This is a genomic window from Micromonospora yasonensis, from assembly GCF_026013475.1.
Lineage (GTDB): Bacteria > Actinomycetota > Actinomycetes > Mycobacteriales > Micromonosporaceae > Micromonospora > Micromonospora yasonensis.
Window position 1 is genome coordinate 1 of sequence record NZ_JAPDPH010000015.1, and the last position, 21,101, is coordinate 21,101.

9 protein-coding genes are annotated in these 21,101 nt (G+C 68.1%); 4 read left to right on the forward strand and 5 right to left on the reverse strand.

The genetic code is table 11. The annotated features are described in order from the left end of the window. Both ONA70_RS05565 and ONA70_RS05570 read left to right on the forward strand, forming a co-directional pair. A partial coding sequence (locus tag ONA70_RS05565) for a LutC/YkgG family protein (RefSeq protein ID WP_265005248.1) occupies positions 1-415 on the forward strand: 415 nt, incomplete at its 5' end. 96 nt (positions 416-511) lie between these two features. Continuing rightward, positions 512-1,189 (forward strand): FadR/GntR family transcriptional regulator, encoded by a 678-nt coding sequence (locus tag ONA70_RS05570; RefSeq protein WP_265005249.1) that lies wholly within the window; start codon positions 512-514, stop codon positions 1,187-1,189. 162 nt (positions 1,190-1,351) lie between these two features. Here the strand turns inward: ONA70_RS05570 and ONA70_RS05575 are convergent, their stop codons facing one another. The 3 genes from ONA70_RS05575 to ONA70_RS05585 all read right to left on the reverse strand — a co-directional run bounded on the left by ONA70_RS05575 (position 1,352) and on the right by ONA70_RS05585 (position 10,782). Continuing rightward, the gene (locus ONA70_RS05575) at positions 1,352-4,081 is read right to left on the reverse strand and encodes a beta-N-acetylglucosaminidase domain-containing protein (RefSeq protein WP_265005250.1); all 2,730 of its coding nucleotides are present in this window, start codon (positions 4,079-4,081) and stop codon (positions 1,352-1,354) included. After that, positions 4,081-6,315 carry an alpha-L-fucosidase gene (locus ONA70_RS05580; protein ID WP_265005251.1) on the reverse strand — a complete coding sequence of 745 codons (2,235 nt, stop codon included), beginning with the start codon at positions 6,313-6,315 and terminating at the stop codon, positions 4,081-4,083. Before ONA70_RS05580 ends, ONA70_RS05575 begins: the two co-directional genes overlap by 1 nt. A 123-nt stretch (positions 6,316-6,438) precedes the next feature. Next, positions 6,439-10,782 carry an alpha-L-fucosidase gene (locus ONA70_RS05585; RefSeq protein ID WP_265005252.1) on the reverse strand — a complete coding sequence of 1,448 codons (4,344 nt, stop codon included), beginning with the start codon at positions 10,780-10,782 and terminating at the stop codon, positions 6,439-6,441. A 1,063-nt stretch (positions 10,783-11,845) separates the two neighbouring features. Between ONA70_RS05585 and ONA70_RS05590 the strand changes: the two genes are divergently transcribed. Both ONA70_RS05590 and ONA70_RS05600 read left to right on the forward strand, forming a co-directional pair. Further along, positions 11,846-14,065: a family 20 glycosylhydrolase gene (locus ONA70_RS05590; protein ID WP_319956154.1), complete on the forward strand. Its 2,220-nt coding sequence runs from the start codon at positions 11,846-11,848 to the stop codon at positions 14,063-14,065. 296 nt (positions 14,066-14,361) lie between these two features. After that, positions 14,362-15,312: a DMT family transporter gene (locus ONA70_RS05600; protein WP_265005253.1), complete on the forward strand. Its 951-nt coding sequence runs from the start codon at positions 14,362-14,364 to the stop codon at positions 15,310-15,312. Positions 15,313-15,748: 436 nt separating this feature from the next. On the opposite strand, the gene ONA70_RS05605 is transcribed toward ONA70_RS05600, so the two are convergent. Together ONA70_RS05605 and ONA70_RS05610 are read right to left on the reverse strand one after the other, a co-directional pair. Beyond that, entirely contained in the window at positions 15,749-18,427 is a 2,679-nt protein-coding gene (locus ONA70_RS05605) for a glycoside hydrolase family 97 catalytic domain-containing protein (protein WP_265005254.1), read from the reverse strand. Positions 18,428-18,595: 168 nt separating this feature from the next. Beyond that, positions 18,596-21,094: a discoidin domain-containing protein gene (locus ONA70_RS05610; RefSeq protein WP_265005255.1), complete on the reverse strand. Its 2,499-nt coding sequence runs from the start codon at positions 21,092-21,094 to the stop codon at positions 18,596-18,598. Between the last annotated feature and the right edge of the window lie 7 nt (positions 21,095-21,101).

The window sequence follows — 21,101 nt, forward strand, 5'->3', positions numbered from 1 at the left end:
CGCCGGAGTGGATCGGCTCGCGGTGCCCGCCGACGTACCCGCGGCCTGGCTGGCCGGTTTCGACGGGCAACTGCACCGCGATGCGCCTCCGCTGCCGCTGGCCGAACTCGACCGCGTGGACGCCGTGTTAACCGGTTGCGCGGTGGCGATTGCCGACACCGGCACGATCGTGCTCGACGGCGGCCCGGGGCAGGGGCGACGGGCCCTGACGCTGGTGCCCGACCGGCACATCTGCGTGGTGCGTACCGACCAGATCGTCGGCCTGGTCCCCGAAGCGCTCCCCCGCCTCGACCCGCGAGCACCGCTGACCTGGATCTCCGGCCCGTCGGCGACCAGCGACATCGAGCTCAACCGGGTCGAGGGAGTGCACGGCCCCCGCCAGTTGGAGGTCCTGCTGCTGGAACCCGGCGGGTGAGGCAGGTAGGCGCCGGGGCGGAGCCTCTCGTGCGACTTTCCCAGCCAACGAACTATCCTGCAGTCATCGGATGTGTCGGCAGGAGGTTCGCCCGCGATGTCGCTGACCGACGACGCGATCGACAAGATCAAGCAGATGATCACCAGCGGCGAGTTGCGGCCCGGCGACCGCCTGCCACGGGAGGCTGATCTCGCCGAGCGCCTGGGGCTGTCCCGCAACTCGCTGCGGGAAGCCGTGCGGGCCCTGTCCCTGATCCACGTGCTCGATGTGCGGCAGGGCGACGGCACGTACGTGACAAGCCTGGAGCCCACACTGCTCCTCGACGCGATGGCCTTCGTCGTCGACTTCCACCGCGACGACACGGTGCTGCAGTTCTTCGAGGTACGACGTATCCTCGAACCCGCCGCGGCGGCGGTGGCCGCCATCAAGATGAGCGACGAGGACATCGGATGCCTGCGTAAGCTCCTCGATGAGCTCGGCCCCACGCCGACGGTCGAACAACTGGTCGCCAACGACATCGAGTTCCACCGGCGGATCGCCGCGGGTTCCGGCAACCAGGTCCTGTGCTCGCTGATCGAGGGGCTGTCCGGCCCCACGCAGCGGGCGCGGATCTGGCGCGGCCTGACCCAGAAGGACGCCGTCCGCCGCACCCTCGACGAGCACGGACTCATCTGCGACGCCATCGCCAACCGGCAGCCGGAGATCGCCCGCGCGTGGGCCACGGTCCACGTCGCCGGGGTCGAGCAATGGCTACGCCAGGCGCTGGCGGAATAACGGCCGAACCCCGGCCCTGCGTATGGTCTTGCGACCGTGCTCCGTGCCTGATCAGGCACGGAGCACGTCGCATCCCGGTCCGGCCCACGCGAGCCCGACAATGCTCCCGTCAGTGGTCCGGCGGCTCACCGCCATTGGCCGACGGTGGCGACGCTACGGCGGTCAGTGCGCCACGGCATCGACAGATACCTCCGCCGCGGTGGTCCAGGGACGGCCCTGAACCTCTCCCAGCGCCACCAATCGCACGTAGCGAGCGGTGGTATGCGCGAACGGGACCCATTTCTCCTTCGCACCAGAGTCGAACTGACCGGTGGCCACCGGGTTGGCCCAGGTCTTGCCGTCCTGGCTCAGGTAGACCTCATAGCGGGAAATCCGCCCGTTGTCGGTGTCCTGCCGTGGGAGGTATCGCAACGCGCAGACGTCCATTGTGCGGCCGAGGTCGAGTTGGATCTCGTGCGGCGGCGGCGGGTTGGAAGCCGACCATGCGGTGTGCCAGAAGGTGCCCGGATTACCGTCGATCGCGTTGGCGCCGGCGCCGTTCTCGCCAGCCGTCTCCTCGCTGTCGACGTAGGTGACCGCCGCCGGACGGGTTGGGCTGCCGGCACAGGTGACCTGCACTGGGAGTTCCTGGGTGACCTGCTGACTGCCGCCAGCCTGCCAGCTGATGGTGCTCGTCACCGTGGCTGCCCGGGCTGCCCGGTCACCCGGCCAGCGCAAACTCACGTCCACGCGGCGCGTCTCACCGGTCGCCACATCACCGAGCTCGACCGTACGGGGCTCGACGGTGCCGCCGTCGCTCACCTGGAGTTGCACCGTCACCCCGGTCGCCGAGCCCGCGGTGCGGTTGGTCAACTCGACCGGCAGGGTGGCGGTCCCGGAGTCGTCGAAGACCACCGTGGCGGGCACCCGCGCCCGGATCGGTTCCCGCACCAGGTCCCCAGCCGCAGCCAGGAAAGTGTCGAGGACGCCGTCAGCGATCTTCACCGGTGCGCGGCCCCAGGAGTTGTCCGGGGGGTCGACGGTTACCGCTGCCGCCCGGTCAGCGAGGTCCTCAGCCGACTCGAGGAGGCGTCGCGCCTTCTCCCCGTCGCCAGCATGCTGGGCGGCGAGCGCATCGAGCGCGGCGACGAACGCTTCACCCCACAGGCCGGTGGCGTCCAGCCAGGGGGCCGCGTCGGCGACGAAGCCCTCCGCCACCGCTCCGGCACGGATCACTTCCGGTGCGCCCGCGATCGCGTCGGCGTATCCGCGAAGAGCAGCGATTGCCCCGTCGCGATCGCCCGCCTCCCAGACGCGCCAGAACTCGGCCAGCTTCGCCCGCAACGCGGGCGCCTGCGGCTGCCACGGTGTGGTGCCGAAGGTCGGCGCCAGGTGATTGAGATCGCCGAAGACCAGCAGCGCTTCAGTCGCGGCCGGATCATCGCCCGCGAGATGGCGCATTGCCTCCCGCCAGTTGCGCCCCGCGTCGTACGCGCGGTCGTTCCAGGTGAAGTCGGCGACCCCGAAGACCGCTACCTTGCTACCCGCCGCCTGGTTCATCGGGTTGGCGACGATGCCGGCGAGGTGGTCGGACAGGCCCGCCTCACGTTTGTCGTACGGCGCCAGCAACAGCCGGCCCCGGGTGTTCCAGTAGTCGTTCACCGGGTAGTTGTCCCAGACGAACACCTCCCGCCCGTACAGTTCGGAGATCCGCTGGGCCTGGTCATTGGTGATGCTAGGGGGCACCACGTCGGTGCCGGTCCACATCACCACCACCTCGGCAACCAGGTCGGTACGCCAGGAGCGCTTATACGGGGTCTCCGACAGGTCGCCGTACTGCGTCGGGACGGTCTGCAGCGGCCGTACGCCGTCGTGGGTGCCGACGAACTCGTGCTGCAGGTAGTTGAGCAGCTCCGCCTGGGCCCGACCGACGCTCGCCTGGCTGGCGGTTCCGTACCGAACGCGGTCGTCGTCGCAGTTGAAGCGCAGCGAGATGTCGTCCAGCGGCACCGAGAACGCGTGAACCCCGATGTCGTACATCGCTTGGAACTTGCCAACGAGCGCCTGGCGGTCGCTGTCTCCCGAGTAACAGATCGTGTTGCCAGGCGACAGCGCGAAGGTGAACCGTACGTGGTGGCGAGTCGCCTGGTCGACAAGCTGCTGCAGCTGGGCGAGTTTCGCCAGCGGATAGGGCTCGCGCCACCGCTCCCGGTGATACGGGTCGTCCTTCGGCGCGTATATGTAGGTGTTGGCTTTCACATCGCCGTAGAACGCGAGCTGGTCGAGACGCTCGTCGTGGGTCCACGGCGGCCCGTAGAAGCCTTCGATGGTGCCGCGTAGCGGCATCGACGGGAAGTCGCTGATCTGCGCCCCGGCGAGCCGCCAGCCGCCGTCGTCACCGGGCAGGAACAACTGCCGCAGCGACTGGACCGCGTAGTACTGCCCGGCTGGATCGGTACCGCCGAGCCCGACCGTGCCGAGCGGAACCTCTCGGCTCACGCGCAGCGCGTATCCCTCCGGATGAGCCGGCGCCGGAGTGGACCCGAGCGCCGCCGCGACGTCCGCGCGCGCGGCACCGCCGAGGTGCACCGTCAGGGCGGCCCGGCTGCTGGCCGTGCGCACCACCTCGACGCGATCAACACCGTGCTGCTTGAGCGAGCCGACCAGCAGGTCACGGGCGGCGGTATCGGTGTCGTCGCCGACCACCACCTCAACCGTGCCGGGGACCACCACGTCTGCCCCCGCCCGGCTCATCTGCTGCGGTGCCGGCGACACCACGGGAAGCTCTGGGGCAGCGGGGCGCTCGCCGCCGCGGGCGCTGGCCGGCACGGCGGTGAGCATCAGCAGGACACTGGTGGCCAGCAGCGCGCCGGGCATCCGACAACGGCCGAGTCCGGCAGCTTGACTTCTCATCAGGCGCCTCCATCCGGCTTGGCCCGCACCTGCACCTCGGCCAGCGACAACGGGTTGCTGGCCGATTCGAGCTGGATCCGTACGTAGCGGCCACGCAGGCCGGCCAGGTCGATTCGGGTCGGCCGCCCGGCCTGGCCCGGCTGGTGCAGGGCGGTGACACCGGGCGCCGTGCGCGCGGCTTCCAGCGAGTCCGCGGTGATGGGCGACTCGGACACCAGGACCCAGTAGTTCGACAGGCGGTTGGCGCAGCAGTCGGTCCGGTTCCAGACCGCGATCTGGTCGATGGCGTAACTGGCCTCGAGGTCCACCTGCCACCACGCCTGGTTCGACGGCTCGGCGGTGTGCGTCACTGACCCGGCCCCGTACGCGCCGTCGGTGTTGCCGTCGACCGCCCGGCTCGGGACGCCGCCCCAGGCCAGGCTCTGCTGCGTCGCCGGCTTGCCCAGTGCGACGTTGGGCAGCACGACTTCGACGGTCCTGGTGGTCCGGGTGCCGATGCGGCCGACCTCTGTGGTGAGGCTGATCGGGTAGCTGCCGGTCGCGGCACCGGCGGGCACGGACAGCGTCACGGGCACCTCAACCGTCTGTCCCGCCGGGATCTCGGGCACCACGGTCCGGGTCGGCTCGATGGTCCAGCCGGCCGGCGCGGCCAGGCTGACCCGTACGTCCGGCGAGGTGGTGCTGCCGGTGCTGGTCAGTTTGACGGTGCCCTGGACCGTGCCGCCCGGGGCCACCTCCCCCGGCGCGTCCAGCGTCGAGCGGATGAGCTGGTGCACGCCCGGCGTGGAGATCTTGAAGACGTACGCGTGCTGGCTGGTGGTGGCGGCCTCGCCGGGCGTGGTGATCACCACGTTGCCCTGCGCGTCCCGTTGCCAGGGCAGCGCCGAACCGTCCGCACCCAGCAGCCGTACCGTGGTCGACTGGCCGAACGGCAGGTCGCCGCCCAGGGTGAGCCGCTCCCCGGGCCAGGCCAACGCGATGGCGTAGAGCGAGCCGTCCTTGACCGTGTAGCGGATGGGCACGTTGCTGGCCCGGTCCTCGGCGTGGCTGAAGTACGTGGTGCCGTAGATCGCCTCTCCGTTGACCCGCAGCCAGGCGCCGATGTCCCGCAGCCGCTGCTGCATCAGCTCGGGGATCGTGCCGTCAGCGCGCGGCCCGATGTCGAGCAGCAAATTTCCGTTCTTGCTGACGATGTCCGCGAGCGAGTCGATCAGCTCGTTCGAGGTGAGGTAGTCCTCCTCCGGCTCGTTGGCGTTGTACCCGTACGAGTGGGCGATGCCGCGGCTGGCCTCCCACTTCACCGGGTCGATGTCGGCCTTGACGGTGTACTCCGGAGTCTGGAAGTCCAGTTCGGGGCTGTCCAACGCGCCGGTGCGGGTCTTACAGCGGTTGGCGACGACGACGTCCTTCGGGTACTGGCGGTTCTTGGCCTGGTTGTAGTAGTCGGCGATCACCGGGGCCATATCCCAGTACGCCGCCGAGCGCTCCCACTGGCCGTCGCACCAGAGGATGTCCGGGTCGTACCTGTCGATCAGCTCACGGACCTGGGGGTGCATGTAGTCGTGCACGTAGTCAGCCACCGGCCCGATCCCCGTGTACGGCACGGACGCGCCGGTGTACGGGTTCGTCGGCTGCCGGCCGGTGTAGTTCGGGTTGTTCCACTCGTAGAGCGAGTAGTAGAAGCCCGCCTTCAGCTTTCCGTCGCGGCGTGCCGCGGCAACCAACTCGCCCGCGAGGTCCCGGCGCGGGCCGCGGTCCACGGCGTCGCGGGTGCCGGTGGCGGTGTCCCACAGCGCCACCCCCTCGTGGTGCTTCGAGGTCAGCACGAAGTACTTCGCACCGGCGTCGTTGAACAGGTCCACCCACCCGGCCGGGTCGAACTTCTCGGCCCGCCAGGCGTCGATGAACCGGTCGTAGTCGTAGTCCGTCCCGTACGTGTCACGGTGGTGCTGGTACGTCGGGCTGTTGCGCTGGTTCAGGTACGCCCAGTACCACTCGGCGTAGCTGCCTCGCGGTCCCCAGGCCGGGACGGAGTAGGCACCCCAGTGGATGAAGATGCCGAACTTGGCGTCGTCGAACCACTCGGGCACCGGATGCGTGTCCAATGAGTCGGCGGTCGGCTGGTAATCCGGTGTGGGCTCCTCCTCGGCGGCCCGGACGCCAGCGGCGGGGAGCCCGAGCAGCAGCGCGGCGGCGGTCAGCACGGCCACGGAGCGCGGAAGCTTACGTTTCACGATCGTCCTTTCGGTTCAAGGCCGGCGGAGGGCGCTCACCCGACAGCGATGGAGAAGAGGTAGATGGCCATCCAGCAGTCGTCGAGGTTGACGTAGGTGCACCCGGCGGTGTCGAACGGTGGCTCAGCCGGTTGTGCTCAGGGTGGTGGTGTACTGCGCCCGGACCTGCTCGTCGGTCAGGGCTTGGGCGTAGACGGCGGCGTCGTCGATCGCCCCGTTGAGCGTGGTGCCGTTGAGCTGGCCGAAGTACGCCTGCGGCAGTGGGATGGTCTGCGGGAGCATCTGGCGGCGTTCCCCGTTGACGTAGAGGGTGGTGCTCGAGCCGTCGGAGACGAAGGTGAGCTGGGTCCACTGCCCGAGCGGCACTGAGTAATCGAACGCGTAGTCGGCGACGCCGACCTTGGTGAAGCCGACCTTGCCGCCGGTGCCGTACTGCTCCAACTTGATGTTGCCCGCTCTGGAGCCGAGCAGGTTGGCGTCGTTGAGCGTTCCGTCCTTGCGAACCCACTGGGTGTAGGTCCACGGCCCGGGGATGTCGAGCCCGCCGATGCCCAGCCCATCACCCCGGCCGGTGAACTTCAGCGCCTTGCCCGATCGGCCGTCGGCATAGGAGGGCACGCCGATGATCTGGGTCGACATGTGCAGGGAACCGGTCCCGTCGAGTACCGGGCGCACGTTCATGCCGGGTGCGCCGTCGTTCCAGCCCTCCGGGTAGGCGGCCGGTTCGAAGGTGTAGGTGTGGACTGGTCTGCCGTCGGTGGTGGGTTGCTGGCTCGGGAACCCGTTCCATCCAGGGGCTTTCCCGATCCTCGCTTTGAGCTGCGTGAACTGGGCGTAGGTGGTGGCGGGAGCGGCGTTGTGCCACATGGTGTTGCCGGCCGCGTCGCGCAGCGGTGCCGACCATTGGTCGGAGTAGGCGTCCGGCGCCCACATCTGGTAGTCGTTCCAGACGTGCACGGTGCCGCCGAGCAGCTTCGGGCTTGCGTTCAGCCGCCAGCTGGTGTGCGCCCAGGATGGATTGCCGTACAACTTGTGCACCGCGTTGGCCGTGACGTAGAGGTTTCCCGACGGTCCGGCCTGGATCCGGTCGTACGCCGCCAGCCGGGGATCGCTGCCGTCGCCGGTGTAGTCCATGACGATGACGTCGGTGTCGACCTTGTGCATGGGGGCGTCGGCGTATTCGAACCCGTTGTAGATGATGGACCGTTTGCCCTTGGCGACGACGTGGTCGTTGACCTGGTTGATGTAGTCATTGAACAGGTCACCGAAGGTGCTGTAGCGGTCGGAGTTGTTGGCGAGGAAGGTCTTGACCGCGGGGCAGTTGACCAGGTTCGGGGGCATCTCGTCCCCGCCGAGGTGTACGTACGGGCTGGCGAACCATGGCATGAACTCATCCAGGATCCGCTCGGCGGCGGTGACCGCCTCGGGCCGCATGATGTTCATCGCGAAGCTCGGGTTCACCCAGCCGTAGACGTACTGCTGGCCGCAGGAGTTGTCCGGTGTGGCCCCCGACCCGTCGGGGTTGGGCCCATGCCCCATGCCGATCTTGAAGTAGTTCGACACCGGGTCGGTGTGTCCGGGGAACTCGAACCCCGGCACAACCTGCACGTTGTTCTCCCGGCCCAGCTCGATAAACTCCCGGATCTGCTCGCGGCTGTAGGCGAACTTCTTCGAGGTGAGGCCGGGCAGGTTGTCGCTGTACAGGCGGAAGCCCTCCGGCTCGACCAGGTGCAGCTGCAGCATGTTCTGCTTGGTCCAGCCCATCTCCCGGATGGTGTCCTTGATGTACTCCGGGGTGTAGTACTTGCGTGCGGCGTCGATGCCGAACCAGCGCTGCGGCTTACTGGGCACGTCCACCGTCTGCCCGTGGGGCAGCGTGTCGTGGCCCTCGTCCTGGCGCAGCAGCTGCAGTACCGTACGGCTGCCGTAGTACAGGCCAGCGGTGGTGTTCGCCTCGATGGTGACCCGGCCGTCGACGGTCAGCCGGTAACCCTCCGCACCCAGCTCGTTCTCCGCGACCAGCCGCAACCGGATCCCGCGATCACTCTCCCGGGTGCCCGGCCCGGCCGCCATCGCCCGCCCGGTGACCGTCGTGTAGTCGGCGGCCACCGTCTTCGCCACCTCGGCAAGCGTCCGGTCGGCGAGGCCGGGCATGCTTGCCCCGGTCGTCGCCAGCGACTTGTGCTCCGCCGGATAGGTGACCTGGGCGTCATCGGCGAAGGTGTAGCGACCCGCACCCGCCTGCCAACTGGCGAGTTCCGGCACCACACCCGGCTTCAACGTCGCCGGCGACGGTTCCCGCTGGTGGTAGACCTCCACCTCGGCCAGGCTCAGCGGATTGGTGGCCGACTCCAGCTGGATCCGCACATAGCGCCCCTTGACGCCGGCCAGGTCGATGACGCTCGGCGTCCCCGCCGTGGCCGCCTGCCGGATCGCGGTCACCCCGGGCGAGGACTTCGCCTCCTCGAGGCTCTGCCCGCGAATCTCCTGCTCGGAGGTCATCACCCAGTAATTGCGCAGCCGATCCGCGCAGCAGTCGCTCCGGTTGTAGATCCGCAGCTCCGCCAGTTCCTCCGCGGCCCCCAGGTCGACCTGCCACCACGCCTGGTTGGACGGCTCCGCGGTGTGGGTGATCGAGCCCTGCCCGTACACGCCACTGGTGTTGCCGTCTACCGCCCGCTCCGGCGCCCCGTCCCACGCCAGACTGCTCTGCTTCGCCGGCTTACCCAGGGCCAGGTTGACCCGCCCGACCTGCACAGTGTCGGTGGCGGTCACCGTCAGTCCGGCCACCGAGGCGGTGACGGTCACCGGCACGCTGCCGGCCGCCGTGTCATCCGGTACGGTGATCTTCACGCGTTGCGTGACCGTCTCCCGCGGCTTCAGCGAGGCCACCGGCTGGGCACCCGTGAGGCTCCATCCCTGCGGCGTGACGCCGGTGACGGTCAGCCCGGTCAGCGTGCTGTCCCCGACATTGGTGTAGGACAGCGTGGCGTCCGCCGTGGCACCGGGCGACACCCGCGCCGGTAGCTCCAACCTGCCCCGGACCACGATCGGCGCGTTCGGGGTGTGGATCCGCAGAGAGTACGCGGCACCGAGCGGATCGACCGCGCTCCCCCCGTCCGGCATCGTGACGACGATGTTGCCCGCGCTGTTGCGGTGCCATCGCAGATCCGCCGGCGCATCACCGACCAGGGTGATCTTCGTGTTGGCGTTCACCGGCACGTCGGCGCCGAGCGTCAGCGTGTCACCCGGCCACTGCAACGCCGTCGCGTACAGGTCGCCCTTGTTCAGGCTGTAGCGGACGGGAACAGCGCTGGCGGGCTCCTCGGCGCGTGTCCAGTACGTCGAGCCGTAGATCGCCTCCCCGTTGGTCTTCAGCCATTGCCCGACGTCGCGCAGCCGGGAGGCCTGCGCCTCGGGGATCGTGCCGTCGGCGTCCGGACCGACATCGAGCAGCAGGTTGCCGTTCTTGCTGACGATGTCGACCAGGTCGTGCACGATCTGGGCGGAGGACAGGTAGTCCTCGACGGGCTCGTTCTTGTTCAGCCCGTACGAAAAGCCGATCCCGCGGCTGGACTCCCACTTGTTCGTCTTGATGTCCGAGACCTTCTCGTACTCGGGCGTTTCGAAGTCGAGCTGGTCACCACGGTAGGCAGGGCCCGGCCTGACCCGGCACCGGTTGGCGACGGCGACCTCCTTGGGCTGCGGGCGCTCAGCGGCCTGGTTGTAGAAGTGGGCCAGCGTGTCGCCCATCTTCCAGTAGCTGGCGTCGCGTTCCCACTCGCCGTCGCACCACAGGAGGTCCGGGTCGTAGTCGTCGATGAGCTCGTTCATCTGCGGCAGCATGTAGTCGGTGACGTAGTCCTCGCCGCTGGCGACACCGGCGTAGGGAATCTGCGTGCCCGTGTACGGGTTGGTCGGCCGCCGGCCGGTGTAGTTCGGGTTGTACCACTCGTAGTTGGAGTAGTAGAAGCCACGCTTCAAACCCGAGCCCTCGGCCGCGTCGAACAACATCCTCGCCAGGTCCTTCTTCGGACCGTGGTGCACGACGCTGCGCGTGCTCTGCTTGGTGTCCCACAGGGCGACGCCTTCGTGATGCTTGGAGGTCAACACGAAGTACTTGGCGCCGGCGTCCTGGAACAGCTTCACCCATTCATCGGGCCGGTAGTTCTCGGCCTTCCAGTCGTCCATGAACTCGTCGTAGTTCTTGTCCGGGCCGTAGGTGTTCTGGTGATAGTTGTAGGTGGCCGAGTTCTTGCTGTTCATGTAGTTGCCGTACCACTCGGCGTAGCTCTTCCGGGGCCCCCACGCGGGAACGCTGTAGGCACCCCAGTGGATGAAGATCCCGAACTTCGCGTCGTCAAACCACTGCGGCGTGGAATGCTTCTCAAGCGAGGCATAGTCACCGGTGTAACGGTCAGGCGGCTCACCCTCCACTGGGGAGGCGACCGACGGACCCCCCGCCATGACCAGTGCCAGGACACCCGACATGGCAGACCCGGCAATCCGAAGCAAGCGCTCTCGACGTCGTCGCATACGTGCGGCTCCCAGCAGCCAGGGACGGGCAACCACCAGACGGGGCAGATGCCATCCGTACCGAGAAAGACCCGATGACCGAGGATCGTAGGCGCGACGCCACTTAGAAGCAACGAGTCACGTCGATCAGGATTGATCGAAAGATCACTACTCGCGGCAGGCCGGGATCAACTGCGAGACCAGCGTCTGGCGGGATCTGGACGATCATCCGAGGCTGAGCCTACGCCGGGCCCAGCACCCCGGGACTCTCCGACGGACGGAGCACCTCCGCTCGAGACATCGGATCTCTGTCCGGACCCGTTCCAGCCTCGGCCAGGTAGTCACGCCGGCCGGCAGGCTGGAATCAACATCACCAACGCGGCAACGGCGGTACGGCGAGCGCGTCCCACGCACCGGAACCGACGACTCACGGGCTCGGCCGTCGCCGACAGTGTGCGACTCACACACCTTGCGTCAAGGCTATGCACATAAATTACGGATGGCGTCCGGCGGGGGGCGATCAACCGCTCACCCCCGTGACAGGCAGGCCATAGTGAGGTATGAATGTTCATGTCTGCCTGTTACTGATCGCTGCGAGGCTTAAATGCGCACGTTTATTCACTCAGCCCGCTGACCTGCAACCCGTGAACGGCCTCCTGACCGTTCAGCCGGTTGATTCCCGTCACCGGCACACCGTGCCGGCACCACGTTCCACCGGAAATGTGGTGCCAGCGAGCCGCGGCGTGCGCCCCTGCTCAGGGAGGCGCCACGACGGTACGAAAGCCGGGCGATCGGCGGCCGCCGCTGATCGCCGTACGGCCGGGGACGGCCACCGGGTCGTCGCGCCGGCCGGGCAAACCCACCACATGGGAAGGGAAGGCTGATGTCAAGCAGAGGACCAGGCAGGCTATTGCGACTCGCCGCGACGGTGCTGGTGACACTGGCTGCGACCACGGTGAGTGCCACGCCGAGCACCGCCACCGCGGCGGGTTCCACCCCGATAGTGGTACCAGCGGTGATCCCTGAACCGACCTCGATGAGCATCGAGCCGGGCCGTTCGTTCCAGGTGACGGCGCGTACGAGTGTGGTGGTGGACGGATCCGAGGAGGCGTTGGCGATCGGCGAGTACCTCGCCGAGCTGCTGCGGCCGGCAACCGGCTACGCGGTGCCGACGTCGCGGTTCAACGAGACCCCGGCGGCGCACGCCATCATGCTGCGGATCACCGACGACGACGGTTCCTTCGGGCCGGAGGCCTACCGCCTCGATGTGACGCCCGGGATGGTGCTGCTGCAGGCCGCCACCGCGCAGGGCCTGTTCCACGGCGTGCAGACGCTGCGGCAGCTGCTGCCGGCGCAGGTCGAGGCCGACTCGGTGCAGAGCGGTCCGTGGCGGATTCCGGGGGTGCACGTGGTCGACCAGCCCCGGTACGCCTGGCGCGCGGCGATGCTCGACCCCGCCCGGCATTTCCTGACCGTAGCCGAGGTGAAGCGGTACATCGAACTGCTCGCGCTGTACAAGATGAACACGTTGCACCTGCACCTTGCCGACGATCAGGGCTGGCGGATCCAGATCGACAGCTGGCCGCGGCTGGCGACCTACGGCGGCAGCACCGAGGTGGGTGGCGGCCCGGGCGGCTACTACACCAAGGACGACTACCGCGAGATCGTGGCGTACGCGGCCAAGCACCAGATCACCGTGGTGCCCGAGATCGACATGCCGGGTCACACCAACGCGGCGCTGGCCTCGTACGCCGAACTCAACTGCAATGGCGTGGCTCCGAAGCTGTACACCGGCACCGGAGTCGGCTTCAGCTCGCTGTGCATCGACAAGCCGATCACCTACCAGTTCATCGATGACGTGATCCGCGAACTCGCCGCCATGACGCCGGGGAGCTACCTCCACATCGGTGGCGACGAGGCGCACGTGACCCCGCACGACGACTACGTCCGCTTCATCGACCGGGTCGAGGACATCGTGAACCGGCACGGCAAGACGATGATCGGGTGGGAGGAGATCAGCGCCGCCGACACCGCGCCGCCCACCGTCGCGCAGTACTGGAGCACGCCGGCCGAGGCGAAGGCCGCCGCCGACAAGGGCATGGAGGTCATCATGTCGCCGGCGCAGAAGGCGTACCTGGACATGAAGTACGACCCGAGTACGCCGCTCGGCCTGAGCTGGGCCGGCTACACCGATGTGCGGGACGGCTACGAGTGGGACCCGGGCAGCTTCGTGACCGGGCTGGACGAATCGAAGATCCGCGGCGTGGAGGCCCCGTTGTGGGGCGAAACCATCGAGGACATCGACGACGTCGAGTTCATGACCTTCCCGCGCATCCCGGGAGTCGCCGAGCGGGGCTGGTCGACCGCCGCGGGACGCTCGTGGGACGAGTACCGGCTGCGGCTGGGCGCGCACGGTCCCCGCTGGGACCTGATGTCGGTCAACTACTACCGCTCTCCCCAGGTGCCCTGGGGCGAGCCGGCCCCGGTCGCGGTCGCCACCGACGACCAGGTGCTCTACGAGCCGGACGGATCCGCCCGCGTCACGGTCACCGTCACCAACCGCAGCACCGGCTCACTCAGCGACCTGGCCGTCGCGCTCGCCGTCCCAGACAGCAGCGAAGTCCAACCAGCCGTCCGACACCTCGAGGTGCTGCCCGCGGGACAGACCCAGCAGCTGACCTTCGACATCTCCTTCGCCCAGGCCGGAGCCCGGGCCGCCGAGTCGGCCACCACCGTCACCTGGCAGGCTCCGGTCCCCGGTGATGTCCGGCTGCGCAGCCCGCTGCGACTCTCCTGCGCAGAGGATGCCACCAGTCCGGTAGCCGTAACGTACGCCGACAGCCAGGAGACAGTCGGCGAGAACGGCGCAGCCACCAACACCATCGACGGTGACCCCAACACCATCTGGCACACCCAATGGCGCGACTCCTCACCCGGTTATCCCCACGAGATCCAGGTCGACCTGGGCGCGGCCAGCTCCGTGTGCGCGTTCCGCTACCTGCCCCGGCAGAACGGCGTCAACGGAACCGTCGACCGGTACGAGGTCTACCTCAGCGCCGACGGCCACACGTGGGGACAGCCGATCGCCAGCGGACGCTTCGGGACCACCGGCCAGGGCGAGAAGTGGGTACCGCTGCCCGAGACCGGTGCCCGGTACGTGCGCTTCGTCGCACTGAGCGAGATCAACGGCCGCCCGTGGGCCGCCGCCGCCGAGATCAGCGCCGACATGCGGTGACGTCCGTACGGTAGAAAGGGTGCGGTCCGTGCCGTCAACCGGCACGGACCGCCCATCGGGCCGGCGGTTCCGCTGTCCACCCGCACCTTCCTCGCCTGGCCGATCTCAGCGCCACAAGCATCAGCCTCGGCCCGGCGAGCCCACTGACCGTGCCGATCCCGAACGATGCGGGTAGAGCACGCTCAGCCGCTCAGCGCTCCCCGATGTGGATTTGGTGAGGCATGTCAACGATGCGACAGGCGTCATGCCAGCACACCTCCTGTCATGTCCAGCACACACCTTCTAGACGACGCGCGTTGAACGAGCAAGGCCGCAGGGTCCGATTGGTTCGGGAGTCGGCTGCCCTGGTCACGCTGCTGGCCTCGACATGGCTGATGGTGGGAGCGTCGCTTCACGAGGCGGGCATTGCAACCGTGTCGGCAGGTCGTACCGGATTCGCTGTTCTGGGCTTGCTGACGCTCACCTGGTGGTCAACACTCCGCGCGTCGTCATCCACGGGTAAACACTCCACCCATGCCGTGGCACCTCGGTACCGATGGTGGCAGGTTGCGCTCCTCGCGCTGTCGGGCGTGACCGCCTACACGGTGCTTTCGACTGTCGCGATCAACCTTGCCGGCCCGGCGTTGCCCACCTTGGTCATGTCACTCACCCCGGCCGTGGTCCTGGTCGCAGAAGGCATGCTGGCACGCGCACGTCCGCCAACACGCACGATCGTCGGAACGGCCCTCGCGGTCGCGGGTGCCGTGCTCTACGTGATCCCCCAGCTCGCGGGAGCACTCGGGCACGACGTCGCGCTCGGGGCATTGTTCGCGGTCGCGGCGATGCTGTCGATGGCGTTCTACGGCCTCTACTTCGCGAGGGTGAACCGAACCTATCAGGGAGCGATGGCACCGCAGATCATGCCAGTCTTCGCGGTCGGGGCGATCCCACTCGCGATCTGGGCCTCGGTAGAGTTCGCGGCTGGAGCCACGGTCAGCTGGACAGTGATCGGGATGCTCGCACTCCTCGGCACCGTGATCTATGTCCCCGCCTACCTCTTGCAGCATCGGATCCTGTTGATCGGTGGACCGTCCTACTCGGCACTCCTCGGACTCGCCGTCCCTCCACTGGTAGGGGTCAGCTCCGCGATGCTGCATTTAGCCGGGGTCCCCCCGCCAATGCAGATCGCTGGCATGGCACTCACGTTGCTCGGGATGTTCCTCGTCATCCGTCGCAAGCTCGAACCAGCAAAGGAAACTATTTCATGATCAGCCACCTCACTTCCACCCGTCGGGGTTGCCGTAGTTTGGTGCCGGGCCGCACGAGGAGCATCAGCCGGCCGAACACCCGAATCATGACCAGGTAGAGCGGTCGAACAGCCACGAACCCGATCATGCCCCAGCTCGGTAAAACCCCAGATCACAGCCTGTGCGTCGAGTTCTGGCACGGACCGCCCCCTGCAACGCGCCGTTGGGCCCGGGGTTGGCCCGCTCCCCTGTCGGCGGCGAGCCTGTCGCTTTCCAGGTGCACATCATCCTCGGCCTGATAGTCCTTGGGTCTGCCGTGATTTGGCCGACCTGAGGTCTGCGTGCGCCGAGGATGATGTGCAGAGATCGCTGGTGGGAACGCGGATCCGGCTCACCGCGGCGCCGACTGCTGCGGCATGTAGCTAACTGTGCGGGTGAGAACAGACCGGCGGGTGGCTCAGCCGCAGACCATCCGGGCGTCGGCCCAGTCGGCGTGGTCGAAGGCGTTACCGTCGCCGCCGTCGGTGACCCGAAGCGTCAGTATCCTGACCCCCGTCACGTCGACATCGATGGGGCGGGCGCTGTCGGTGCCGCGGACGACACCGGTGTCGGCGATTCGCCGGCCATCGCCGAGCACCTGATACACCACCGAGCCACGCTGGGCCGTCTCGTCATCGATACCAACCTCAGCATGGAGGGTGCGACAAGCACGGCCGAGCCAGATGGTGATCTCGCTGGTCGCGTGCGCACCGAGGCCCTTGGCGTACGTCTTCCCGTCAATGGTCAGGGTAGCGCCGTCGGTGGCACCGTTCTCACCGTTGGACTTGTCGCGCTCGACCGGCCCCCACCCGTTGGACACGCTCAGGAACGGCAGGTCGCTGAGATATGCGGTTCCGCTCGGGGTGGGAGGCGGCACGAACAGCCGAACTACCTGCTCCACATGCACCGGGCGGTCCGCCGGGTCTTGGGGGACGCGGTAGGTGGCTACGACCGGTAGGTCGACATAGCCGTAGCCAACCTGCTCCGGTGGCGTGACGGTCCATTGACCCTCGATGGACCAACCGTCCCGCATATACGGCTTCGACACCGTCGCACCGTCGACCTGCCACCCGGAGGGCGGCATCACGCGAAGCTCCACGTCGGTGATCGGCCCGTCCGCCGACAGGGTGAACGTGCCGCTCACGTCGATGGCGCCGCCCGGTTGCGCGTCCGTCTCGGTCGGGGTCACCGTGAGGGACGTCTGCGGCACCTGCCGGACCGGTTGATCGCAGGTCGACGTGTCCGCACGGTACCTGCAGATCGCCGCGACGAACCCGCCGTTGGTGGCTACCGGCACCGCGAGCGTGTCCTTTGCGCTGACGATTTGCGTCTCCCGGATCAGGCCGTTCGCCCCGTCGCGGAGCGTCTCCACCCGCCACTGGCCGTCGGGCAGGAAGCTCAGCGGCGTCTGGAAGGTCTTCGCCGATACGGCGGAGATCGCGCCGAGGTACCAGCGGTCACCGGCTCGCCGGGCGAGGACGACCTCCTTGCCGGGACGGCCGCTGAGCAGGCGAGTCTCGTCCCACGCGGTGGGAAGCTGGTTCAACATCCGCAGCGCCTCGGGCTGCATCTCGTAGTTCTCCGGCTTGTCCGCGCCGTGCTGCCAGCCGGACTCGAAGACCAGGAACGTCGCCAGCTCGTGCGCGTCGGTGGTGTCGAGGTCAGTAATGCCGAAGATCGTGGGCGTGGTGTCCATGCTGCCGACGACGTTGCGGGTGAACGGGAGCGTCGTGTTGAGCACGGCGCGGGTCGTGTCCGGCGGATTCAGGGTGAGGTACTCCAGGCCGTGGACCGCCTCCATGCTCATCACGTGCGGCCAGGTGCGCTGGATGCCACGGGGGATGGTCGCACCGTGGAAGTTGACCATCAACTTCAGCTCGGCGCTCTTCGCGAGCACGTCGTCGTACCACTTGAACCGCGCCTGGGAATCCGATTCCATGAAGTCGATCTTCACGCCGGCCACTCCCCAGGACTTGATCAGCGGCAGCGTGGTGTCCCGCTCCTGCGCGGTGTCCAGGTTGTTCCAGTGGAACCACAGCAGAACCTCGACCCCGCGGGCGCGCGCGTAGCGGACCAACTCCGGCACCCAGCTGCGATTCCATCCCTCATCGATCAACACGTACGACCAGCCGTTGCGCGCGGCGAAGTCGATGTACTGCCGCTGACGGGCCGGGTCCCGCGGGCTGCTGTGCTCCGACAGCCACGACCAGGCGACCGCGCCGGGGCGGATCCAGGAGGTATCGGTGATCCGGGCCGGCGGGGCGAGGTCGTCGACCAGCGTCGAGGCGGTAACCGTGGCCAGGTCACCGACGATAGCGGTACGCCACGGCGTGGCCAGCGGGCCGGCGCTGGTGACCTGCGCGTCGGCCAGCTTGATGGCATACGTACCGGACCCCGCCTGATGGGTCAGCCGGCCACCGGAGTACCGGCCGTCCACGTCCGACTCGGTGAGCAGGACGTAGGCGCCGTCCACATCGAACAGCGCGGGGAAACCGAAGTCACCCGTCGCCGCAGCGCCGGCGGTCGTCTCAACAGGCCTAGTCTCGTAATACGTGACGTACGGCTGCAGCCAGGCGGACGCACCGGTGGGCAGGGAGAACGAGGAGGCCTCCCGCTTCACCGTCACACTTCCCGCCGTCGGCAGGACGTACCGGTAGGCGACGCCATCATCGGAGACGCGGACCACCAAATCCATCCGCGCACCGCCCGGACCGGAGAACGACAACGTCGACTCCTGGAACCTGGCACGCCGCTCACGCTGCTTTCCCGTGGTCATCACGTAGTTCTCGTTCACAACCCGGTCAGTGCGCCCCAGAAACTCCAGATCCCTGGTCAAATTGGCGGATGTGGTCTCGAGACCGATCTGGGCCGGCGCGAGCACGGTCTCACCCTGGTAGGTGGCGGCAAATGCCAGCGCCCCGTTGGCATCGAGCGAGACTCGCGCCGAGGCGGGCGCCGATGCCGACGGGCCGGTGACCACCCAAGTGGCCGGCTCCCCGGCTGCCTGGGCAGGGGCGGTCGGCATGACCGCTGCCGCTACAAGCAGCGACAGCGCGTAGACAACGGGGAAAGTGCGGGGAGAAACAACCAACTGCATCGGTCCTCCTGTACTTGAGTTGCCGAGCGGGCGGGTAACACGTCGTTCTATGCAATCGGGCAGTGGATCGCCGAGTGTTCCCAGAAGACGCTGAAGGCGTCAGGTCGGAGCACGGAGGCTATCGGCAGGCAGGGGCAGACGGCGCTGCCCCTGCCTGCCGGAGCTCGATCAGCCGGTGGCGAGCGTGCTGTCGTCGCTGGCGTTCGGTGCGGTCGAGCCGGTCAGGCCATCAGACTCGACGTTGCTGCTGCTGACCTGAGCGGGGACGGTGGCCTGGGCCGGGCTGGCCTCGGGTCCCTCGGCCGGAGAGTTGTTGGTGCCAGCCTGCTGCAGGCCACCGGAACGGACTTCGAAGCGCCACAGCGAATAGCCGAAGCCGGAGGCCCGCCTGATCCCTTGCATCCGCACGTACCGGCCGGTCACCGGTGCGAAAGTGAGCTCGTCGACGCGGGCACCCGACGGCTTGTCCCGGATCGCCGCGACCGTTCGCCAGTTCGTCGCGTCGTCCGACACCTGAAGGTCGTAGTCGCGACCAGAAGCCGTCTCCCAGTCCAGCAGGACGCGCTGAACGGGCTGCGGGGATCCGAGGTCCACCTGAATCCATTCCCCGTCCCGGTAGGCGCTGGCCCACCGGGTCTTGGCGTCTCCGTCGGTGGCGTTCTCCGGTCCCAGGCTCGGCACCTCCGACGACGATGCGGTGGTCGGCCGGCGCAGCGCCAGGTCGGGTGCGTCGAAGACGCGCATGCTCCACAGGGCGTACCCGTCCTGCTTCTGGTTGGCCTGCGTGCCGGTCAGCCGTACGTGCCGGGCGGTGACCGGGTCGAAGGTGAGCGTGTCGATTCCCGCGGCCTCGCGGCCCGTACGGGCGGCGACCGTGGTCCAGGTCGCGCCGTCGCTGGACACCTGGACCGCGTAGTCCCGTCCGTGCTCGGGCGCCCAGTCCAACTCGACCTTGCTGACCACGACCGGCTTGCCGAGATCCACCTGCAGCCAGGCCTCGTCTCCCGGGCCGCTGGCCCACTTGGTGGTCCCCACCCCGTCGAACGCGGCGGCCGCATCGCCCGCCGAGGCGGTCGCCGGCCGGCCCACGCTCAACTCTCCGTTCGCCGCCGTGGCCAGCGTCGTGGCAACCTTCGTCAGCCCTGTGCCCACGCCGAGCCTACGCACCGTGCCGAGGAATGTGCTGTACGGCGCGCCCGACTTCGCCCCACTCCACATCTTCTGGGCAAGCACGCCGAACGTGGGCTCGACCAGCCCGTGCACATCAAGTTCCGTGTAGGTGGCCAGGGTCAGGTCGTTCCACACCGCCGACATGGCACCGAGCAGCTGGGGATCGCCGGGGGCCACACTCTGCCCGCCAGGGAAGACATGCGGCTCCCACTGGTCGTAGAGATACTTTCCGTCCAGGCCGTGGCCGTGGTAGTAGCCCGCGAACGGGACGATGTAGAGCAGGGCGTCGTTGGTGTTGATGAAGGACGAGTACCCGTCCCGCTTGATGGCCTGCGGCCCGTACCAGCCGTTGTTCCAGCTGTTGAGGGTCACGTCGCGGTCGTATCCGTCGGCGTTGGGGGCCATGACCGACAGGCTGCCCCAGGCCCGCGGATGCTTGCCGAGGGCCCGGATGTGCGCGGCCATCTCGTTGAAGTAGACCTTGTAGCGCGGCTTGTCCACCGTGTACTCGTCCGCCCCGAAGTGCACATCGGGACTGCGGAACCAGGGCACGAACTCGCCGAACACCGATTTCATGAACGCGGTGGTCTCCGGCTTGGACAGGTCCAGATGGTCGGAGTCGCCGTTGTTGAGGCCGAGCGACGGGCGGAACCGGATGAACGCCAGCGAGTGGGCCGGCGCGTCGATCTCGGGGATGATCGTGACGCCGTTGACGGCGGCGGTGTCCTCGAAGGAGTCCCAGTCGGCGCGGTCGTAGGCGCCATCGGCGGAGGCCAGGCCGGCGAGCTCGGGGTTGTCGGTCTTGAGCCGGAACCCGGCCTGGACCTCACTCCAGGGCCGCCCTCCCTTGAATCCGTTGTCATTGAGATGCAGTTGCAGCTGGTTGAGCTTGAACCAGCCCATGAGCCGCAGGTAGTCGCGGATGTAGTCGGCGGTGAAGAACCGCCGTCCGACGTCCAGCATGAAGCCGCGCACCTTGTAGTTCGGCCAGTCCACGGCCGCACCCACGGAGATCGAGTCGCGACCGTCGTCCAGCAGCAGGAGCTGCAGCAGAGTCCGGGTGCCGTAGAAGACGCCCTTTACGGTCGGCGCGGCGATCGTCACGTTCTGGTCCGTGACCGTGAAGGTGTAGCCCTCCTCCGCGAACCGCGCGCCGCCCTCGGCATCGGTCAGGGTGGGGTCGACCGACAGGACGATGTCGCCGTCCTGCGGGATTCGCGGGGAGACGTCCAGCTTCCGCCCGGTCACCTGTTCGAGGTCGGCCGCCACCTGCGCGCCCGGCCCGGCGAGCTCGTCGCCCTGCTGCTTGGCGAGCACGATCCGGCTGTGCTTGCGCAGCTCGAACGTCCCGCTGCCGCCCTCCCATTCCTGCAGCGCGGGCACGACGGCGGGTTTGGCATTGACGGCGGAGACGGGTTCGGCTGCTGCCGGCGCTCCCATGGCGACGAACGCCGGAAGCGACAGCAGGCAGACGAGCCATGTTGGCCGCAATTTCATGCGTACC

Coding starts and splice junctions, on each gene's coding strand:
- ONA70_RS05570 (WP_265005249.1), top strand. CDS start 512: ATGTCGCTGACCGACGACGCGATCGACAAGATCAAGCAGATGATCACC.
- ONA70_RS05575 (WP_265005250.1), bottom strand. CDS start 4,081: ATGAGAAGTCAAGCTGCCGGACTCGGCCGTTGTCGGATGCCCGGCGCG.
- ONA70_RS05585 (WP_265005252.1), bottom strand. CDS start 10,782: ATGGCGGGGGGTCCGTCGGTCGCCTCCCCAGTGGAGGGTGAGCCGCCT.
- ONA70_RS05605 (WP_265005254.1), bottom strand. CDS start 18,427: ATGCAGTTGGTTGTTTCTCCCCGCACTTTCCCCGTTGTCTACGCGCTG.
- ONA70_RS05610 (WP_265005255.1), bottom strand. CDS start 21,094: ATGAAATTGCGGCCAACATGGCTCGTCTGCCTGCTGTCGCTTCCGGCG.